The organism is Brevibacillus sp. MER 51 (genome assembly GCF_023714195.1).
Classification (GTDB): Bacteria; Bacillota; Bacilli; order Brevibacillales; family Brevibacillaceae; genus Brevibacillus.
The window spans coordinates 135,347-155,068 of the sequence record NZ_JAMAUS010000004.1 but is presented as its reverse complement, the minus strand read 5'-3'; the positions used below and the strand labels follow the sequence as shown (position 1 = coordinate 155,068).

At 46.8% G+C, this 19,722-nt stretch carries 18 protein-coding genes; 2 read left to right on the top strand and 16 right to left on the bottom strand.

Going from position 1 to position 19,722, the window contains the following annotated elements:
- Positions 1-26 precede the first annotated feature (26 nt).
- The 11 genes from M3630_RS10455 to M3630_RS10405 form a co-directional block, all read right to left on the bottom strand.
- On the bottom strand, positions 27-650 hold the full coding sequence (locus tag M3630_RS10455; protein WP_173610787.1) for a YcnI family copper-binding membrane protein: 624 nt from the start codon (positions 648-650) through the stop codon (positions 27-29).
- A 15-nt stretch (positions 651-665) separates the two neighbouring features.
- Positions 666-1,952, bottom strand: a complete 1,287-nt coding sequence (locus M3630_RS10450; protein ID WP_251252053.1) for a copper resistance CopC/CopD family protein — start codon at positions 1,950-1,952, stop codon at positions 666-668.
- 152 nt (positions 1,953-2,104) lie between these two features.
- Complete coding sequence (locus M3630_RS10445) at positions 2,105-2,938, bottom strand: alpha/beta fold hydrolase (RefSeq protein WP_251252052.1); 834 nt, start codon at positions 2,936-2,938, stop codon at positions 2,105-2,107.
- 66 nt (positions 2,939-3,004) lie between these two features.
- The gene (locus tag M3630_RS10440) at positions 3,005-4,108 is read right to left on the bottom strand and encodes a Ger(x)C family spore germination protein (protein ID WP_173610784.1); all 1,104 of its coding nucleotides are present in this window, start codon (positions 4,106-4,108) and stop codon (positions 3,005-3,007) included.
- Positions 4,105-5,208 (bottom strand): GerAB/ArcD/ProY family transporter, encoded by a 1,104-nt coding sequence (locus M3630_RS10435; protein WP_251252051.1) that lies wholly within the window; start codon positions 5,206-5,208, stop codon positions 4,105-4,107. Before M3630_RS10435 ends, M3630_RS10440 begins: the two co-directional genes overlap by 4 nt.
- 17 nt (positions 5,209-5,225) lie before the next feature.
- A complete protein-coding gene (locus M3630_RS10430) occupies positions 5,226-6,701 on the bottom strand; it encodes a spore germination protein (protein WP_251252050.1) in 1,476 nt (491 codons plus the stop codon).
- Between the two features lie 149 nt (positions 6,702-6,850).
- A complete protein-coding gene (locus tag M3630_RS10425) occupies positions 6,851-7,906 on the bottom strand; it encodes an ABC transporter substrate-binding protein (RefSeq protein ID WP_173610781.1) in 1,056 nt (351 codons plus the stop codon).
- A gap of 61 nt (positions 7,907-7,967) precedes the next feature.
- Positions 7,968-8,765: an ABC transporter permease gene (locus M3630_RS10420; protein ID WP_173610780.1), complete on the bottom strand. Its 798-nt coding sequence runs from the start codon at positions 8,763-8,765 to the stop codon at positions 7,968-7,970.
- Positions 8,762-9,565 (bottom strand): ABC transporter permease, encoded by an 804-nt coding sequence (locus tag M3630_RS10415; RefSeq protein ID WP_251252229.1) that lies wholly within the window; start codon positions 9,563-9,565, stop codon positions 8,762-8,764. Before M3630_RS10415 ends, M3630_RS10420 begins: the two co-directional genes overlap by 4 nt.
- 44 nt (positions 9,566-9,609) lie before the next feature.
- Positions 9,610-10,596, bottom strand: a complete 987-nt coding sequence (locus M3630_RS10410; protein ID WP_173610779.1) for an ABC transporter ATP-binding protein — start codon at positions 10,594-10,596, stop codon at positions 9,610-9,612.
- Between the two features lie 153 nt (positions 10,597-10,749).
- Positions 10,750-11,697 carry a DMT family transporter gene (locus M3630_RS10405; protein ID WP_251252049.1) on the bottom strand — a complete coding sequence of 316 codons (948 nt, stop codon included), beginning with the start codon at positions 11,695-11,697 and terminating at the stop codon, positions 10,750-10,752.
- A 136-nt stretch (positions 11,698-11,833) separates the two neighbouring features.
- Here M3630_RS10405 and M3630_RS10400 point away from each other — a divergent pair, with 136 nt between their 5' ends.
- Together M3630_RS10400 and M3630_RS10395 are read left to right on the top strand one after the other, a co-directional pair.
- Positions 11,834-13,183: an aminotransferase-like domain-containing protein gene (locus M3630_RS10400; RefSeq protein ID WP_251252048.1), complete on the top strand. Its 1,350-nt coding sequence runs from the start codon at positions 11,834-11,836 to the stop codon at positions 13,181-13,183.
- 337 nt (positions 13,184-13,520) lie between these two features.
- Positions 13,521-14,144, top strand: a complete 624-nt coding sequence (locus tag M3630_RS10395; RefSeq protein ID WP_221868034.1) for a YqaA family protein — start codon at positions 13,521-13,523, stop codon at positions 14,142-14,144.
- 54 nt (positions 14,145-14,198) lie between these two features.
- Here the strand turns inward: M3630_RS10395 and M3630_RS10390 are convergent, their stop codons facing one another.
- The 5 genes from M3630_RS10390 to rbsK form a co-directional block, all read right to left on the bottom strand.
- Positions 14,199-16,337: an ATP-dependent Clp protease ATP-binding subunit gene (locus M3630_RS10390; protein ID WP_251252047.1), complete on the bottom strand. Its 2,139-nt coding sequence runs from the start codon at positions 16,335-16,337 to the stop codon at positions 14,199-14,201.
- Between the two features lie 118 nt (positions 16,338-16,455).
- Complete coding sequence (locus M3630_RS10385) at positions 16,456-17,595, bottom strand: MFS transporter (RefSeq protein WP_251252046.1); 1,140 nt, start codon at positions 17,593-17,595, stop codon at positions 16,456-16,458.
- 65 nt (positions 17,596-17,660) lie between these two features.
- Positions 17,661-18,257 carry a TetR/AcrR family transcriptional regulator gene (locus M3630_RS10380; RefSeq protein WP_173610773.1) on the bottom strand — a complete coding sequence of 199 codons (597 nt, stop codon included), beginning with the start codon at positions 18,255-18,257 and terminating at the stop codon, positions 17,661-17,663.
- A gap of 147 nt (positions 18,258-18,404) precedes the next feature.
- Complete coding sequence (locus M3630_RS10375; protein WP_217367201.1) at positions 18,405-18,767, bottom strand: cupin domain-containing protein; 363 nt, start codon at positions 18,765-18,767, stop codon at positions 18,405-18,407.
- Positions 18,768-18,778: 11 nt separating this feature from the next.
- The gene (gene rbsK / locus M3630_RS10370; protein WP_251252045.1) at positions 18,779-19,681 is read right to left on the bottom strand and encodes a ribokinase; all 903 of its coding nucleotides are present in this window, start codon (positions 19,679-19,681) and stop codon (positions 18,779-18,781) included.
- Between the last annotated feature and the right edge of the window lie 41 nt (positions 19,682-19,722).

Genomic DNA, 19,722 nt, shown 5'->3' with positions numbered 1-19,722 from the left:
TGCACAGCTTAATTATGAAGAAGCACTTACGCTTTTTTTCTAAACAGACCTACGATGGAGATCAGCAACGCCAAACCGGAAAGTACCAATGGCAAGGTATTGTTGCTGCCTGCACCCGCTGCTTCCCCGGCAGGAGCAGTTGCCGGCTTTTGTTCTTGTCCATGCTCATGCCCTGCTTCACCTACACCAGCCTTAATGGTAGTGACAGACGCTGGCGTTTTGGAATCCTTGTCCCCTGTCCATTCCACAACCTCGCCATTTGCATAGGTCTGATAAGCCTTCCAAGCCAATTGACCCTCTTCTTTCGGGTTTGCCCCGACAAACGTGAACTCTTGGAACTCATGCGCTTTGATTCCGCCTTCTGTTGCTGTCCAGACAAGCGCTGTGTTCACACCGTCTTTATCTTTTTCGAACTCGTAGGACCAGCCCGGAATCGGTTGTACGGAATTTACCTTCACACCTGCCGGGAATTCCAGCTTCACTTTTGTCGTGTTGACGTCTTTTTCTACAGGGACACGCACGGTGTATTTTTCATAGGAGCCTGTAGTAGCCTCTTTCGGATATACGTTCACATGTGCTTGTGCTGCTGTCGCCAACGTCAAAACTGCACCTGCTACCAGTACACTGCTCATCCATTTTTTCATTTTCATATTATGAAATCCTCCCTAATTTGAATCTGTTTGAATCACGGCTTGATTATTTGTCGTCGCAGTCGGGTAGTTGATTTGGCTCATCCAAAGTCCTGCCAGAACCGCGATAATCCCGAATATGATTTCCCAACGCAAGTAAGCGGGCTGCAAAGAATTTTTCGTCCGCCAACGTCTGGTTTGCCTAAAGGCCAAAAGAAGCATGAGGCAGACACTTGCTATTTTTCCATATAACAGATAGCTCCATGTCGTTGCACTCTGGAAAATGCTCATGACATCCGTTTGCACGAAGAGCATGACAACGCCCGTCACGACGGCAAGCACTGCCGCCACCGCAACTGTTTTCAAAAAGAACCTCTTGAACGACTCCTGTCCTCGTTCAGCCGCTTTGACTGTCAGTAACAAGTAGACAAGTGCCCCCATCCACACAGCGACCGTCAATACATGCAACAGTCTCAGCAAAATGGACAGCCAGACAGGAGCAATGCCCCATGCATGACCGCCAAAAGCTTGCGCGCTGATCAAGAGAACCCAGATTCCCACATACCAGCCTGACACCATATTGGGGATCGCGATCAATAACAGCAGGGCAAAGGACACCAGCAGCATGATCGCAAACGGAGACTGACTGAGCAAGTTCCCGTCCATCTGCCACAGTGCTTGCGTAAGGGATACAGCCGTTAACGATTCGTCATACAAGAACCACAAAAATATAAGTCCGATGATCGCCAAACTCCATCCGATTTGTCTGCCAATCCCGATGAGCTGGGCAAGCGAAGGCAATCCCTGACGTTGTGCTGCCCACGCTACCAGATACAAGCCGCCACCGACGAGAATAATTCCTTGCGCCAAATAGCGGTACATGATCAAGTAGCTTGAATCTGCTTTTTGCTCATTTGGCGGAACCACAACCGCACTTTTTTGTCCGATAGAAAACGTGAGCTTCTCTTCGATCGGATGTCCGTCCTCGGATACGACAGACACGATTACCGAATACGTCCCCTCAGCCAAATCGCTCGGCAGTTTCGCATTCAACTGCGAGGCATCACCCGGCTGCAATGTCGGCCGCTCCACTTTTATTTCCTTGCCATTCCAGTCAAATAAACGCACGTTAACAAGATCGGGCTCCAATGTTTCGGTAAACCGCGCAGATATTTGTCCCGGATTCGCCTTCAGTACCTCACCATCTTGTGGGGAGCTGCTCATCAAGCCAGCATGGGCGTAAGCAGTTGTCATACCCGTTGTCAGTACAAGTAAGAAGGCGAGCAAAAACACAACCGCATATTGTCTGATGTTGTATGTCACCCTATCACCTGCTTCCTTATTCCGTCCTTAATCCTATCAAAATAGTGCGAGAATCTATATGGCTCCATCGGGCTATCTGATGTGGCAAAGTGTTGAAAACAAAAAAAGGCATGTTCGGTAATTCTCTCCGATCCATGCCATTTCAAACTGCATTAGGATGATTTTACAGTGTTTTGTGCGAGAAATTCATGGACGAGCTTGTTGAATACCTCTGGTTGATCCATCGGTGGGATGTGCGCTGAGTCAGGCAGGATGACTTTTTTTGCGCCGGATATCCGTTCAGTCAATACATCGGCGATCTGTAGAAAATCTGGATAATCCCGCGCTCCTGCAATAACGAGAGTCGGCGCTTTGATATGTTCCAAACGCTCGATTGGTGGGGGAGATAAAACCTCCAATCCGGCTCCAAACTCCGGCAGCGAAAAGGCGTGTCTGTTTATTTCTTTAAAACGATTACGTGCTAGACGAGCTTGCTCATTTACCGGCTGACCAGGACCGTCAAACCACATTTGTGTCGTCATTTCCAACGCTTCCTCTGTCGTCCCACGCTGACATACTTGATTGAAACGTTCCACATCGTGCAGCCTCTGTTCACTTCTTGGGTGACCAAACAAGCCGGATGCGACCAGAATCAAGCTGTTCACCATCTGCGGGTAAGCAAGGGCGAACTCCTGCGCGACCATTCCCCCAAACGAAAGCCCGGCCACATGCGCCTTTTCGATCCCAAGCCCTTGCAGAACCGCTTTCACATCATCGTACAACGTAAAAGGAACGTCAGTCGCCAGTGTTTTACCGAACCCGCGGATATCAAATCGAACGACCTTATACGTTTGTCCAAATGCTTGCAGCTGGGCATCCCATAGCCTTGTATCCAGATTGAAGCCGTGGATTAATAAGAGCGGTTCGCCTTCCCCTGCTACTTCATAGTAAATACGTGCACCATTTGCTTCGAGAAAGCCTGTCTGTACAGCTTGCCCGTTTTCCATCTTTTCTCACCTCGCCCTCACTATCTCACCCCGGCTTGTTGCTTGTCTATGTATTTTTTGTTCCGACTACCCAATGACGCCTGTACGCAAAATCATGATCTCGACATCTACATCAAATTTCGCCCTTTTGATGATTTCCCGACATTCCTCTTTACTCAATTTCTTTTTCCCACTCTTTTGACTGGCTATATTGTAGATTTCCCCAAATCCTACCGGGTCTACATCGTGCTTTCTTAACTTTTCCAGTAAATGTTCCGTCTCTTTTTTAACCGCCAGTTCGATTGCTTTTTGGACCTTTTTCAACTGCTCAGGCTTGGATAAATCAATTTTTTCAGCCATTTCCTGAATCTGCGCTGACATATTGACTTTCACAGAAAATCTTGGTTTCTCCAAATCTAAAACTTTTATTTGCTTTTTGCTTGAGATATGTTCAATGACGGTAAAAAGACGCTTTTTATCGAGGGAAATATTTATTTCCAATTCCCCCTTATTGTAACGCTCCCGTAATATCTTGAGGAAAAATCCATCCCTTGAAGTAATCTCTGCTACCAGTTTTTGATCTCGAAATAAACCAATTTGATTAATATGCAATTCATTCTTTACTCTTTCAATATAAGGCATCACGGGATCTCTCCCGATTGCATAATAATCTTTCATGAACTCATGAAGTTTCGAGGAAATCATATTCTCCCCTTCGACGTTCTGCCGTATGGCTTGATAGAGGTAAATGCCAATGTTGCTGTTCTCGGGGTAGCGATGTGTCAAAATATCATACGCCCGACCTTTCGCTACCGTTAAATAGACATTGCTTCCTATGGAGGCATCACGCGTTAAGTTTTCCACAAGAGACAGGATCCCTTTACGCGCTAACTCATCGTGATAGACCACGACGCGAATTTGACCTCCTACAATTTTTTTGGAAGACTCCCTGTTCTGTGAAACGGTGAGTCCTTTGCTTGTATGTGCTGTGCCAGAAATGACAGTGACCAGCTCACGTGCCTCCGGGTCAATTTGATAAAATACCGTGGTACCCAACAACTTTCCGTCTCTGCTAAGATCGTACCCCACCGCAACCGCCAGTCCCAATTTTTCTAATACATGTTGCTCCCCACAGCCGTTCAATAACACGACCACTAAAAGATAGTGTAAAAGCAAACGCAACCTTTTCATGTCCGGACCGGTCCCTTCCGAAACAGCCGAATTACTACATAAAGCACGATGGGATAAACAAAAATGATATAGAAGCCTACACCACCGAAAATATCCGTGATGAGATTAATCGACTGGCGTGTTTCTAAAAAATTGCTAGCCAAAAACATGACACCAACAATCCCGAAAAGTGCCATTCTCTCCTTGAGCCCACTAATATGGTGAACCCCTCGCATGGCTACCCACAGGTTCATCAGCAAATTATCCAGCATGATGAGCATCCACAGTGAGATGGACACAAACTCAAAACGCTCCAAAAACGGAAACTCTACAATTTTCATCATCATTAGCGTCGCCCAGATTAGATGCTGAAGCTGTTCTCCTTGAAAGTACAAGAGTGTAACCAGCATGACTACCACATACAAGCAGGTGGTCATAAACAATCCACCATGTACATACCGCGATAGCAATTCCTTTTCCTTTACAAACGGATAGATGAACAAAATGATCTCAAATCCGATGATGGAAAAGGACATCTTCTTCGCACCGTCCATCAGCTGTACAAGATCATGATGAAAGACTGGCTGCAACAGATGAAAATCAGCGTATTGCATGGGATAAACCAAGAGCAGTAGCTGCCATATCGTCAACCCTACAGAAAAAAAGCTAATTCCAGCCAACACCCGAATACCACCTGTTACTCCATAAATGGCCAGGCAAAGCAAGGAGGCATTTAATATCCAGGAAGGTACTTCCGGAAACATCCATGACTGAATAATCTCGATGTACCCTCTCAAGATCGTTAAGGCCGAGCCCATGATATATACGATGAAGATGAAATTAAGAACACGGGCAGGCCATTTCCCAAATACACGTTGATGAATGTCATACAAATCCATGTCTTTGTATTTCGCTAAGATTTTTAGCATGAACCACGCCGCAATATGGGTCATAATGCCTGCTATTATGACCGCAATCCAGGCGTCTTGTTGTACCCTATCATAAATAAAGCGTTGTACGCCCGCTATGCCGATTCCAACCTGATTGCTATGAACCATAAATAGCGCAAGCGATACGCTGATAGCCATATGGCTATTCCGACGAAAAATGGACCGTGACATTCACACTCAACACCTAACTACTGAACTGGTCTTTTTTTCTCGACTTTATCAGGCAAACGGGTATCGTCAGGAGAACGTGTCATAACCGGACGCTTGCCGAGAGAGTAAAAAGGAAACCGGATCAGACTGTTTTTAAAATCCTGCAAGCGAAAAGGAAAAAAGGGGAGAAAAAACGGACGTCCCAGACTTGATTGACGCAGGATGTGTATCAATAAAAAAGACGCGCCTAGCATAATTCCAAAACCTCCCCAAATTCCAGCTAACAGGATAATCGGAAAGCGGAGGATGCGGACTGCCGTACTCATCATGTAGGAGGGAAAAGTAAATGAAGCTAGGGCACTGAGCGCCACAATCATGATCAATATGTTACTGGTAAAACCCGCTGCAACGGCTGCCTGTCCAATTACGATACCGCCCACGATCCCTATCGTTTGCCCAACTTTAAAAGGAAGTCTTGCTCCAGCCTCCCGCAAGAATTCAATAATCATTTCAAGTAACAAAGCTTCAAACAATGGGGGAAAAGGTACCTTGGATCGAGACTTTACGAGCGATACAAGGAGAGCAGATGGAATCATTTCATAATGAAATGTAAGCGCAGCCACATAAGTAGCTGTAAAAAACAGAGAGACAAAAAGAGCCGAGAAACGTAACAATCTTATAAAAGAAGCCATTTGCCACCGGATATAGAGATCTTCATTGGACTTGAAAAAGTCCACGAAGGAACTGGGGCCGACGATAGCAAACGGGCTCCCCTCGACAAATACGACTACCTTTCCTTCCAACAGGGCTTCACTTACATGATCAGGTCGCTCTGTCAGGATTAGCTGCGGAAAAATAGAGAACGTATTGTCATCAATCAGTTGAACCAATTTTCCGCTGTCAATCACGCCGTCTATATCTAAATCGCGTAAACGCTGCATGACGGTTTGAATATTTTCAGGAGCCGCCAGTTCCTCCATGTAACATATTTCCACATTCGTCCTGCTACGTTTCCCAATCGTAACGGATACGTTGGTAAGCAAATCAGTCGACAGATACCCCTGTAGCACCCCTAAATTGGTTTCCAAGTCTTCAGTAAAAGAAACCTGGGGACCGAAAATCTGGGTTTCGACCTGAGCCTCTCCCAAAGAACGACTCGGTATTCTTGCTACGTAGAGAAGAAGCCCGCACGCCATTCCTTCTATTTGAAGGTAAATCCATCCCCTCACGAGATAATCGCTGACTTGACTGTAATCCATGGTTTTGGTGACATGAGCAACAGGAACATTCCCCAAAATCGTATCAGGATCGATCTTTTCGTCAGGTAACCTTTCGAAATAAGGAAGCAACACCTGCTGGAGAATGACCGTATCAACTAGATAGGGGAGATAGGCTAGCAACAAGCTATTGGCTCCACAAGAAAGGTTACGAAACACCATTCGCGGATTTCGCATTTGATCCCATAATTTTTCACGCGTCTCGCTAACGGATTCAGAAATCATGTTGGTTGTCATTTTATTTACCCCAATACATGGTGTCCCCTTATTATTTTTCCAATGTCTTCGCTCTATTCCCCCCTTCCAGCCAAAGAGTAAGATCCCAGACAAAATGAACACAAAAAAACCGAGACGGAAATACTCCATCTCGGTTTGTTCACCACTTTTTATCTGCCGCTCTTCATTTCAGTCCAGTAGCGGTCGTATTGCTGCAAGGTTTCTCCTACATCGACCAGCCACTCCGCACGGGCAATGTCTGCTGTATCCAGGAAGACCATCTTGTTGGAACGATATTCTTCACTGTGCAGTGGGTATGCTTTTTCGTTCGGGTTACTGTAGCCAATCGATTCGTAGTTTTTCACACTGACCTCTGGGTCCATCAGGTAGTTGATGAACTTCTCAGCCATTTCCTTGTTCTTAGCGCCTTTTGGAATCGCCAGCGTGTCTGCCCAGATCGTTGCGCCCTCTTTCGGAATGACGTACTCCACATCTGGATTTTGTGCGTGAATGAAAGCGGCGTCTCCGGACCAAACCGTTCCGATCCATGCTTCCTCCGCAATCATCTTTTGCTTGATGTTGTCTGTATCAAAAGCAACCACATTCGGTACTACTTTTTTCAAATCAGCAAAGGACTTTTCCAGTTCCTCTGTGTTCGTCGTGCTATTGGAGAAACCGTTCTTGATCAGTGCCATTCCCATAACCTCACGAGGATCGTTCAGCATGATGACACGGCCTTTGTAAGCTTCATTCCACAGATCGTTCCAGCTTGTCGGGGCTTCTTTTACATATTTCTTGTTGTAAGCGATCCCGGTAATTCCCCATGTATATACGAGTGAATACTTGTTTTCTTTGTCAAAAGGAGGTGTCTTGAACGTAGACACAATATTGCCCATGTTCGGGATGTTCGCTTTGTTCAACTCTTCCAGGAGACCCAGCTGAATCATAGTGCCTACCATGTAGTCGGAAGGTTGGATCAGGTCGTAGCCAGATGCACCCGCTTGAATTTTTGCCAGCATTTCTTCGTTGCTGCCGTATACATCATAGTTGACCTTCACGTTGAATTTTTGCTCAAAATCTTTGATGACGTCTGGGTCGAAGTTGTCTGCCCAGCTATAAATGTTCAATACTTGTTGCTCTTGCTCAGATGACGATGAGCAGCCTACAGCAGTCACCGCAAGTACGGCGGTCAAAGCGCCGATCATCAAGGACTTGAAACGTTTCATTTTTTCCTCTCAACCTCCAAATCAGTTATGGGATTGCCTTTATGAAAACTCCATGATGTTTCTAAAAGATGGATTGATTATTTTTTGAGTCTTTGCGGCGGAAAACCTCTGCCACCACAACCAACAGCACAGTACTCACGATCAAAAGCGTCGAGAGTGCATTCACTTCTGGCGAGACGCCTCGTTTGACCAACCCATAAATGTAGAGTGGCAATGTAGTCGAATTCGGACCAGCCACGAAGAACGAAATAATGAAATCGTCCAACGATAGGGTAAACGCCATCAGGAAGCCTGCAATGATCCCTGGCATGATCAGAGGCAACGTCACATAGCGCAATGTCTCCCAAGGAGTTGCTCCCAAATCTTGAGACGCTTCTTCCAGTTCCTTGCCCATATCAGCCAAACGTCCAGAGATAATGACCATCACATACGGCATGCTAAACGTGACATGCGCCAGAATCAGAGTCACTTTCCCCAGCTCCATCTGCACCTGGCTAAACAACACGAGCATAGCCAACCCCATCATGATCTCCGGGATGACGATCGGCAAGTACATCAGCCCGTTAAAGATATTGCTCCAACGAAGCGAATAGTGCTTGACCGCCAGAGCGGCAGCCGTACCCAAAACCGTTGCGATGACGCTGCTGATAACCCCAATCGTCAAACTGTTCATCAGCGCTTGCATGACCTGCCTGTTTTCAAACAAAGAAACGTACCACTTCCACGTAAAACCCGTCCACGTAGCGTTGATCCGTGAATCGTTGAACGAATAAAGGACAAGGATCAAAATTGGCAGATACAAAAAGACCAGCATCAGCCACGAGTATCCAGATAGTGCGTTTCGACGTAATGTTTTCATGCTGATCCCTCCTTTGTCTCGCTCGCTTTGGTAGCGCGGAAATAAAGAAGAATCAACAGCATGGACAATAGCATCAGCACGATGGACAAGGCAGAACCGAACGGCCAGTCACGCGCGGACAAAAATTGATTTTGAATGACGTTTCCGATCAGAGCCGATTTCGCTCCGCCCATCACATCCGGAACGACGAACATCCCGATGGAAGAAACAAAGACGAGGATCGATCCAGTGACGACACCTGTCTTGGTCATCGGCAGAGTCACGTGCCAAAAAGCCTTCCAAGGCGTTGCGCCCAGATCATACGCGGCTTCCAGCTTGCGGCGATCCATTTGCTCCAGCGACACATAAATCGGCAGTACCATGAACGGCATAAGAGTGTACACCATCCCGAGCAGGACCGAGCCCGAATTGTACAGAAGCGGCAGCGGCTCCGAAATAATGCCCAGCGATTGCAGGAACGTATTGATTACGCCTTGCGAACGCAGGATGATTACCCACGCATAGGAACGGACCAAGAAGTTGATCCAAAACGGAATCATCACGAGCAAAAGCCATATTTGCTGAGTCGATTTTTCCAGCCGTGAAATGTAATACGCCAACGGATAGCCGCACAAAATCGAAAAGACAGTTGTTAAAACCGCTACGACCAGCGTATCCCAAAAAATTTGGCCATACAGCGGATCGAAAATACGGGTGTAATTGTTCAGCGTAAACTCATAGACAACTTGCCCGTACGTGCCTCTTTTGAGGAAAGACAGTATGGCAATCATAAGCATAGGCAGGACGAAAAGCGCACCCATCCACAAAAGGGCGGGAAGCGCGAGCAGTTTTACCGGCTTCTTGTTTAACAAGGAAGAATCACCTCGTCCGTCTGTGCCCAGCCAATGGCCACCTGATCTCCCACCTGCCAGTCCAGACCGTCACCTGCGTACTGGTGTGCCATTACGGTCATATCCTGCCCCTCAAGGCGGATAAATACCTTGCGCAGATTGCCGAGGAACACCGCGTCAGCAATAGTACCCAGCTTCTTGTGCTTGTCCTTGTCAGAGTCAACCGGGTACAGCTTGATCTTTTCCGGACGTACCGCTGCATTCGTTCCGTTTTCCCGGAAAATGTTGTTTTCCCCAATAAAGGTAGCCACAAACAAGGTTTGCGGGGAGTTGTAAATCTCTGCTGGAGAAGCAATCTGTTCAATTCGTCCCTTGTTCATGACTGCGATTCGATCGGACATCGCCATCGCTTCTTCTTGGTCATGTGTGACGTAAATGAACGTTATCCCTAGGTTTTTCTGCAAGTTTTTCAATTCGAGCTGCAAGCTTTTTCGCAATTGATAGTCCAAAGCACCTAGAGGCTCGTCCAGAAGCAGAACGCGTGGGTTGTTAATAATCGCCCGTGCGATTGCTACGCGTTGCTGTTGTCCGCCAGACAGCTGCTTTGGCGTGCGCTTCCGCAATTCTGTCAGTTGGACATACTGAAGTACTTCCTCCAAACGCTTCTGTTGTTCGGCTGCGTTCACTTTTTTCATTTTCAAACCAAACAGGATGTTTTGTTCCACGGTCATGTGTGGAAACAAAGCATATTGCTGGAACACCATGTTCATATCGCGTTGATACGGCGGCACAGCGCTAAGTGGCTTTTCGTCCAGGAAAATTTCCCCGGTCGTTGGCTGCTCAAATCCAGCAATCATTCGCAGCAGTGTCGTTTTCCCACAGCCACTGGGGCCGAGTAACGTCAAAAACTCCCCTTCTTCAATGGAGAGAGAAAAAGAGGGGACGACGACAGTATCTGCAAATCTCTTTTCAATCGAATCCAGATGTATAATTTTTTTCATTCCGTCATCTCACCATATGTCATTATACTCACAATCTAGGTAACTATATCGTGTATGATACGATTTGTAAACAGTTTCACGAACGATTCCTCCACAAAAACAAACAGAGCCAATGAATAAACATTCGCTCTGTTGTGTATCCTTTTTCTTTTCTCACACAGACGTGGATTTCGGTTGAGGCGTGTTCTTCTGTTTAAATTTTGCCCCCAGGAAGTTCGTCCCAATCACCCCGATAATAATCATCACTGCGCCAATGAGATGGTAGTATGCCAGTTGTTCCTGCAAAAAGATAACGCCTGCCACGATGGTAACCAGCGTAGACAAATTGTTAAACACGCTGAGTTTGGATGCCTCCATCTTGGCCAAGGCAAAGTTGGTCATAAATGACGTCATGAGCGAGGACAGTATCCCCAAAAATACAATCGAGATGATAAAGGCCGAGCTGGCGAAAGGGGCAAAATACGTGGATAAAGTCCCCTCTGTACTATGGCGAATAACTGACCAGCCGTTAAAAAACACAAATCCGAGTAACGCCACCATATACGTCATGTCTATATAATGAAAGGACTTGGTCATTTTTCTCGCCAGAACACTATACCCCGCCAAAGAAAACGCGGATAACAGGATGAGAATGGTACCGATACTGCTCCCTGAGCCTGCGCTTACACCCAGCCCCTTCATTGCAAAAATGTACACGACACCTCCGACGGATAAAAGCGTGGACAGCTTTTGGAGCCACGTAGAAGACTCTCCCAAAAAGAATGCCGCCATGATCATGGTAAAAATCGGAACGGTTGCTTGAATAATCCCTGCTTCCGACGAAGTGGTATACACCAGTCCAAACGCCTGAAGGGTAAAGAACAGAATGGGGTACAGCATGGCGAGCGGTATAATCGTGAGCATGTCTTTTGGTTTGATGGACAGCTTGATCCACCCAAACACGATCGGGATGGATGCAGCGATAAATGCCACGGTAAAACGGTGTGCCAAAGTATCAACCGGATTGGTTACAGCAAGTGCCATTTTCAGAAACAAAAACGACAAGCCGGTAATCCCTGCATTCAGTAATGCCGCAAGAATCGCTTTTTGTTGGTCTTTCATCGCATGTATCTCTCCTACTGGGGACTTTTTACAGACGGCCGTCTTAGGTTAATAGTAATGGGGGAGCAATCGTGCTACAATGCAAAAAAGGAGTAACTGTACCGATACAAATTCGGCGTAAGGGAATGTTTTTTGGATGCACAAATATTTGCAGCTTCAAAATGAACTTGAAACGTTGATTGAAAGCCTCTCCTATCGAGACGGAGACCGACTTCCCTCCATTCGGGAGCTCGCCTCTCGCTACCAATGCAGCAAGAGTACTGTTATCCGCACCCTGGATGAGCTCGAAAAGCGTCATCTCATCTACTCGGTCGACCGAAGTGGCTACTACGTCGTGAAAAAGCAAAGGAAGATACAACCCGCAGATACGTCGACAATCGATTTTGCGACCTCTGCTCCCGATCCTGACCTCTTTCCTTACATCGACTTTCAACATTGCATCAATAAAGCGATTGAAACCTATAAAAACGATCTTTTCATATACGGAACCACCCAAGGCTTGCCATCGCTCATTGCTGTCGTTGCCAAGCTGCTTGGGAATCATCAGGTTTTTACGGACCCGGGCAATATTTTCATTACCTCCGGTGTCCAACAAGCTCTATCCTTGCTATGCAGTCTTCCTTTTCCAAATGGCAAAGAAACGATTCTGATTGAGCAGCCCAGCTACCATCTTTTCATTGAAAGCTTGCAAGTACGCAAGCATCCTGTCGTCGGGATCAAGCGCACTGCCCAAGGAATCGATTTAGAAGAGCTGGAGTCTATTTTCCGCGCGGGAGATATCAAGTTTTTCTACACGATGCCTCGCTATCATAGCCCGCTCGGTACGTCGTACAGCCGAAAGGATAAGCAGCGTATTGTGGAGCTTGCCCAGCAGTACGACGTCTATCTCGTGGAAGACGATTACATGGCAGACCTTGAGCATGACAGCAAAGCCGATCCCCTCTTTGCCTATGACCGCTTTTCTCGCACGATTTATGTAAAAAGCTATTCCAAGATTATTTTTCCCGGGCTCCGTCTGGGTGTAGCTGTTATACCGGATGTGCTAAAGGATTCCTTCAACCAACACAAACGACTCATGGATATCGACAGCTCCATGCTATCTCAAGCCGCGCTGGAAATTTACCTAAAAAGCGGAATGTTCGAGCGACACAAGCAAAAAATACGCAGTTCCTATCACCGGCGATCCAACCTGCTGATGGCGTCCTTGAACCATTTTGCGGCGAATGAAGACCATCTGTTCACCTTTCAACCCCTTGCATACCCAGGGATTCATACGCACATTGTGTTGACCGATTCCATCCCGGTTCCTGCTGTTATCAGCCAGCTCAAAAAACGTTCGATCCTTGTGGATACTGCCGACAAAAATTATTTGGAGGGCTTTCCGCAAGAAAATATGTTGAAGCTGAATGTGTCCTATGCCAAGGAAGCAGTGATTGAGCAAGGGATTGACGTGTTGATGGATGTGTTACGTCGCATGCACCGTTAACCTATCCGCCTTAAGTCGTAGATCAAATCCGACGAGAGAGCGTTTTTGGACAACAACGAAATCTCGATAATGAAGCTATTGAGTGCATTCAAAAAAACCAAGGCGAACGTGAAGAATTGTTGAGTAACCAGAAAACGATCTACATCGTATTATCAGATAGATACAGGAACATGGTTAACCGTTGCATAGTAAGTGAATCCCAATTCAAAAAAATTCGTTCCAAAGTCAGCCAGTTTGAAGTAGAATCGCATCTATACACATAAAATTTACCTGGTACGATCCGACTCGATTGAGTTGATGACTGGCAGTTAACGATAGAATGACAAAGGAGAAATAGATGTTTCAGAACATTTTAGATTTCTTAATGGAATACGGCTATTTGGGAATGTTCATCCATTCTTTTGCAGACGCAGTCATCTTCCCCGTTCCTGCCTTCTTTCTTCAAGTGCCACTCAGCCTGGTTGATCCTTCGCAGGCATTGTGGATTGCAACGGTAGGCTACATTGCTTGTCTCATAGGGACTCCCGTCGGTTATTTAATCGGTAAAGTACTAGGCAAATCCGTTCTGTACAAAATCCTCAAAAAGGAATGGATTGACTCTGCAACAGAGATGTTTCAAAAGAAGGGCGAAGTCGCGATCTTCATCGGTTCGTTTACACCGATTCCGTTTAAAGTATTTACAATCATGTCGGGTTGCTTGAAATTCCCGTTGTGGAAGTTGATCGGGTATGCCGCAATTGGACGGGCTGTCAAATTTTACGCAGTCGGATTCTTGTTTTATTTTTACGGTAAAATGGCGGAAAATATGGTCCATAACGTTTCTCTCTATATCTTTCTCACCGTGGTGCCGCTCATCTTGATCGGGTTATGGGTGAAGAAAATCGTTGCCAAGCGCCGCCAGCTGAAAATGGAAAGTGCTGGCGTCAGAAATGGCATCAATGAGAAAGTCATGAATAAATAAAGATGATTTCAAAAAGCAAAGAAACCCCGATCGGGGTTTCTTTTTTTACGACTGTTATCCTTTTTTCACACGAATTACATTATCCTCGACATCAATGACCATAGCTGTCACATTGTCTTCTTCCATCACCAGGTCGGCAATGCCATCCTCGACGTATTGCTGAATCACGCGACGCAATGGACGTGCCCCAAAGGAAGGGTTGTAGCCCAGCTCAGCCAGCTTTTCTTTTGCGGCATCTGTCACGCTGATCTCCATTCCTTGCTCAGACAGATTGCCCTTGACATCTTGCAGCAGCAGATCTACGATTTTGACCAAATCCTGTTTTTCCAGATGGGCAAAGGAGATGATCGAGTCGAAGCGGTTCAGGAACTCCGGCTTGAAGTACGCTCCCAGAGAATCCAGCACGGTGACAGGCTCAGGCGCCTGTGCTCCAAAGCCAACGGAGATTTTACGCTCGCTCACACCAGCATTGCTCGTCGCAATAATAACCGTCTCCTTAAAATTCACCGTACGGCCTTGACTGTCTGTCAGACGACCATCCTCCAGAATTTGCAGGAACATGTGCATCACGTCTGGGTGTGCTTTTTCAATCTCATCCAGCAGGATAATGCTGTACGGATTGCGGCGTACGCGCTCTGTCAATTGACCTGCTTCTTCATGACCGACGTAGCCAGGAGGAGAACCGATCAATTTGGATACCGAGTGCTTCTCCATGTACTCGCTCATATCAAGGCGGATCATTGAATCGCGGGTACCAAACAGCTCCTCTGCCAGCGCTTTGGACAGCTCTGTTTTCCCTACGCCAGTCGGACCGACGAACAGGAAGGAAGCAATCGGTCTGTTTTTCGGTTTCAGGCCTGCACGACTGCGTCGAATCGCCTTCGCTACTTGTGTGACTGCCTCGGATTGACCAATGACTTTTGCTTCCAAATGGGCCGCCAGGTTCTTCATTTTCATCTGTTCATCACTTTGCAGCTTGGTTACCGGAATCCCGGTCTTTTGCTCGATCAAGGCTTGGATGTCTGTGACGTCAACCTGGACGCGTTGCTCCGTGCCTTCGATTTGATCCAGCTTCTCTAAAATACCCGCTTCCTCGTCTCTCAAACGGGCAGCTCGTTCGTATGCTTCTTGCTCCGTCGCTTCTTTTTTCTCCTGATTGATTTGCGCCAGCCGCTCATGCAGCTCTGTCGTATCAACCGCGGAGGATCTCAGGTTCAAGCGCGAGCCCACTTCATCCATGAGATCAATCGCCTTGTCAGGCAAGAATCGATCCTGGATGTAACGATGGGAGTATTCCACGGAGGCACGGATGACATCATCCGAGTAAGCGACTTGGTGGAATGCTTCGTATTTCGGACGCAATCCTTTTAAAATCTCGATGGCTTGTTCTACGGTTGGTTCCTTGACCATAACTGGCTGCAGACGGCGCTCCAGAGCAGCGTCTTTTTCAATGACGCGATACTCTTTTAGCGTAGTTGCTCCAATCAATTGCAACTCACCGCGAGCCAGTGCAGGCTTCAGGATGTTCCCTGCATCCATGGAGCCTTCCGCAGAGCCTGCTCCCACCAAGAGATGAATCTCATCCACAAACAGGATGACGTTTTTGCGTTTCTGCAGCTCGGCAATTACTTGCTTCATTTTTTCCTCGAACTGTCCGCGTATTCCCGTCCCTGCCACCAGAGAGGCGACATCTAAAATGTACACCTGCTTGTTTTTCAACTTGGTCGGTACTTGCCCTTCCGTAATGCGCAGAGCGAGGCCTTCCGCAATCGCCGTCTTCCCGACGCCTGGCTCCCCGATCAGAACCGGATTGTTTTTGTTGCGTCGGTTCAAAATCTCAATGACACGCTCGATTTCTTGTTCGCGTCCAATCACAGGGTCAATCAGTCCGGCACGTGCCGCATCGTTTAGATTACGGCCCAGGTCATCGAGGATGCCTCCACCGCGCTCTGGTGATTGTTGCTGCGGTTGGCCGGAAGACTTGCCCGGATTCACCCGGCCTTGGGCAAAGCCTTGCAGGAACTCATCCAGTCCAGAGAAAGAGGAGAAAGGACTAAAGCCCATGCCCACTCCCATTTTGTTAGTCAGCTTTGTTTTACAATCCTGGCACAAATCGTATTTTTGTTGCTGATTTTGTACACGTATATGAACTGTCACAGTTGCTTCTCGTTGTTTGCAGATTTCACAATGCATATTCAATCCCCCCAAAAGCGTTGTTTTGGAATTCAGAAGATCTTTGACCTTTCCTGACCTTCGTTGACTTTATTATAGTTTGACCATCTTTGACTTTCAAGAGGGATTGTATGGTTTTTTACACTTTGCTCTTTTTCAGGTAGGGAACGATTGAAAGTAACCCGATTACAGCTAAACAAGCACCTACCCACAATGGTGAAACAAGTCCATAGCCACTGCTGATTCCGATCCCACCTAAAGAAGAACCAATGGCAACTCCCAATGTAATAAAGGAAGTATGTACCGTGTTTACCATCGTCCCACTGCCTGCTGTTTTCATGACGCGTGCAATCATGGCCGGATTCATCGCTACGCCCGTCAACCCAATCAGAACAATGGACAGCACTGCGATCCATTTATTTTCGGCACCTACCGCAAACAGAACCAATGCCCCTAGGAGTATGCTTAATCCCGTTACAAGGATTCGCATGGTAAAGCGATCGGCAAGTCTGCCAATCACGCTATTTCCGATCACGGTCGCGATACCGTAAAGGGCAAGCAAATACGGGATACTCGCATCCGAAAATGCCGTTACACCGGTAAGAATCGGAGTAAAATAACTAAACGCTGCGAACGTACCACCAATGATCAGCATACTCGTTGCATACGCGGCCCAAAGGTGTGGATTTTGAAAACTGGCAAGCTCATCCTTTCCATTCATCTGGTCTCTTTGTGCGGAGGAAGGGAGCATCCATTGAATCAAGATCCCTGATAATAATACGGCTACCGCAACAGCCCAAAAGCTCATTCTCCAGCCGAAATATTGTGCAATCACGGTTGTCAGAGGGAGCCCGATGACAGTAGCAATCATTAAGCCTGCCAAGACAATCGAAGCAGCCTTTCCTCGTGAATGAGGGGGAACCAAGCTGGCTGAAATACTGACGGAGATGCCAAACGCTGCGGATGAAGCAATACCCGTTAGGATACGAGCAAGCATCATCGACTCGTAATTCCAAGCTATTGCCCCTAACGCTTGACCAATAAAGAAGACGGCAACCAAAGAAAGCAGCGCTTGTTTTCGGCGAATATGCAAGAGAGTTGCTGACAGGACGGGACCTCCTATCACCATTGCCCCTGCATACGCCGTAATGAAATACCCGATGGATGGGATCGACACGCCAAAATCATCGGCAAGTTCATTCATCATCCCAGCCACCATAAATTCAGAAGTCGTCATAGCAAAAATCGCTACCGCTAACAAATAAATCATCGACGGCATAAAGGAACACTCCTTATCTAATTATTGTAACAATCGGTACAAAAATCACTCAAAAAAAGAGCGCATTACGCGCCGAAGATAGATTCTATCGTGCCATTCATGATTTGTTCAGCCAATGTCCGATTCTGTGTGGATGTATTCAACACACGGAAGCCGTAGTAACTGCTTAAAAATAGGCTAGCCAAATCCACCGCAGATCGTTTTTTGGAGATTTCGCCCGTTCGCAAGCCTTCCTCCATCACTTTTTCCATGGTCTGCTTCAGAAGTTCAACATGTCTGGAGACAATTTCTTCAATCTTGGGATCTTCTTTTGCCCGTTCCAATCCCGCATTGATCAGCAAACACCCCTTTGGATTCGTAGATTCAAAGTCTTCCACCAATGCCCAAGCCAAAAAATTTTGCAACCGTTCTTTCACAGAACCCGGACTCTCCAATAATGCCCGCTGTTCACGAAGCCCGGTATCGTGATAGTGTTCCACCACTGCGAGATACAGGTCCTGTTTGCTGCCAAACGTATTGTACAAGCTGCCTTTCCCCAGTCCAGTATCACTGCATAAATCATGTGTAGAACAACCATTGTAGCCTTTTGACCAAAATGTTTTCATAGCCACATCTACGATGGACGCGTAATCAAAATCACGAGGTCTGCCGCGTTTGCTCACCGGAATCCTCCTTTCGTTTCCTACTGTTATGGAAATCTTACACATTATGTACCGATCGGTCAACAAATGAACTATCCGCAACTGTAACTACGCATAAAGAAAAAACCTATTTTGAAAATCATTTCTCAAAATAGGCTTGCTCATTGATTATATTCTCTCTAAATCAGTTACTGTTTTTTCGTTTACTTGATCTCCAGTATTCAGCGTCGACTTTGGTTCAAGCAATAATACATGAACCTCTTCCTCTGCAACTGGCATATGCTCTACCCCTTTTGGAACAATGACAAATTCCCCTTCGTTTAACCAAATATCTTTATCCCGAAACTTGATAAGCAGTTTCCCTTTCACTACCAAAAACATTTCATCCTCATTTTCATGCTGATGCCAGACAAACTCTCCTTTTAATTTGACTAGCTTTACATAGGAATCATTGATTTCTCCTGCAATTTTGGGACTCCAATGCTCATCGAATAACGAAAATTTTTCAGCTAAATTGACCTTTTCCACCATTTTCCCCTCCATTAAAAAGAGTATGCCTGTACTTCATCAAAAGTAGGCAGGGATGGCTGCGCACCATTCCTTGTAACGACAATCGCTGCGACTTTGCTGGCGAAAGTGGCCGCTTCGGTTTCGGTCATTCCTTGTGTGATCCCAACCGCAAAAGCTGCCGTAAAGGAATCGCCTGCCGCAGTTGTATCCACTGGCTCTACGCGGAAAGCAGGGATATGGGTCGCCTTATCGGCGGTGACTAAGAGAGCGCCCTTTTCCCCCAACGTCACGATGACGCGCTTTGGTCCACCAGACAAAAGCTTTTTGGCAGCAGCATGCACTTCGTCTATCGTGGATACAGGCATTCCTGTGAGAATAGAAAGCTCTGTTTCATTTGGGGTTAAGGTATGTACATGATTTAATAGCTCGCTGGATAGCTTGCGTGCAGGTGCCGGATTTAAAATGACCAGCTTGCCGAGTCGAGCCGCCTCTTTGACTGTATATTCCACGACAGGCATCGGGATTTCCAATTGGAGCAATACGACGTCGCTGTCCTTTAAAATAGACAGATGGTCTGCAATATGCTCTGTGCTGACGAGCGCATTCGCTCCTGGAACAAGCACGATGTTATTTTCCCCATCATCACTTACATTGATAAAAGCCATGCCTGTCGTACCTGAGCATTTGATCCCCTCTATGTGAACGTGCGCATCCGTTAGCCCTCCCAGCATAACTCGGCCGTTCTCATCCTCTCCTACCATTCCAATCATGGAGACATGCCCACCCAGGCGAGACGCTGCTACCGCCTGATTCGCTCCCTTTCCACCCGGGATTAGCTCGAAGTGATGGCTTGCGATCGTTTCTCCTGCTTTGGGTAAATGATGTACATGGGTTACGAGATCCATATTGATGCTTCCTACTACTGCGATTTTCACGACGAGCCCTCCTAGCTAATCTCGAACATGATGATTCGGTC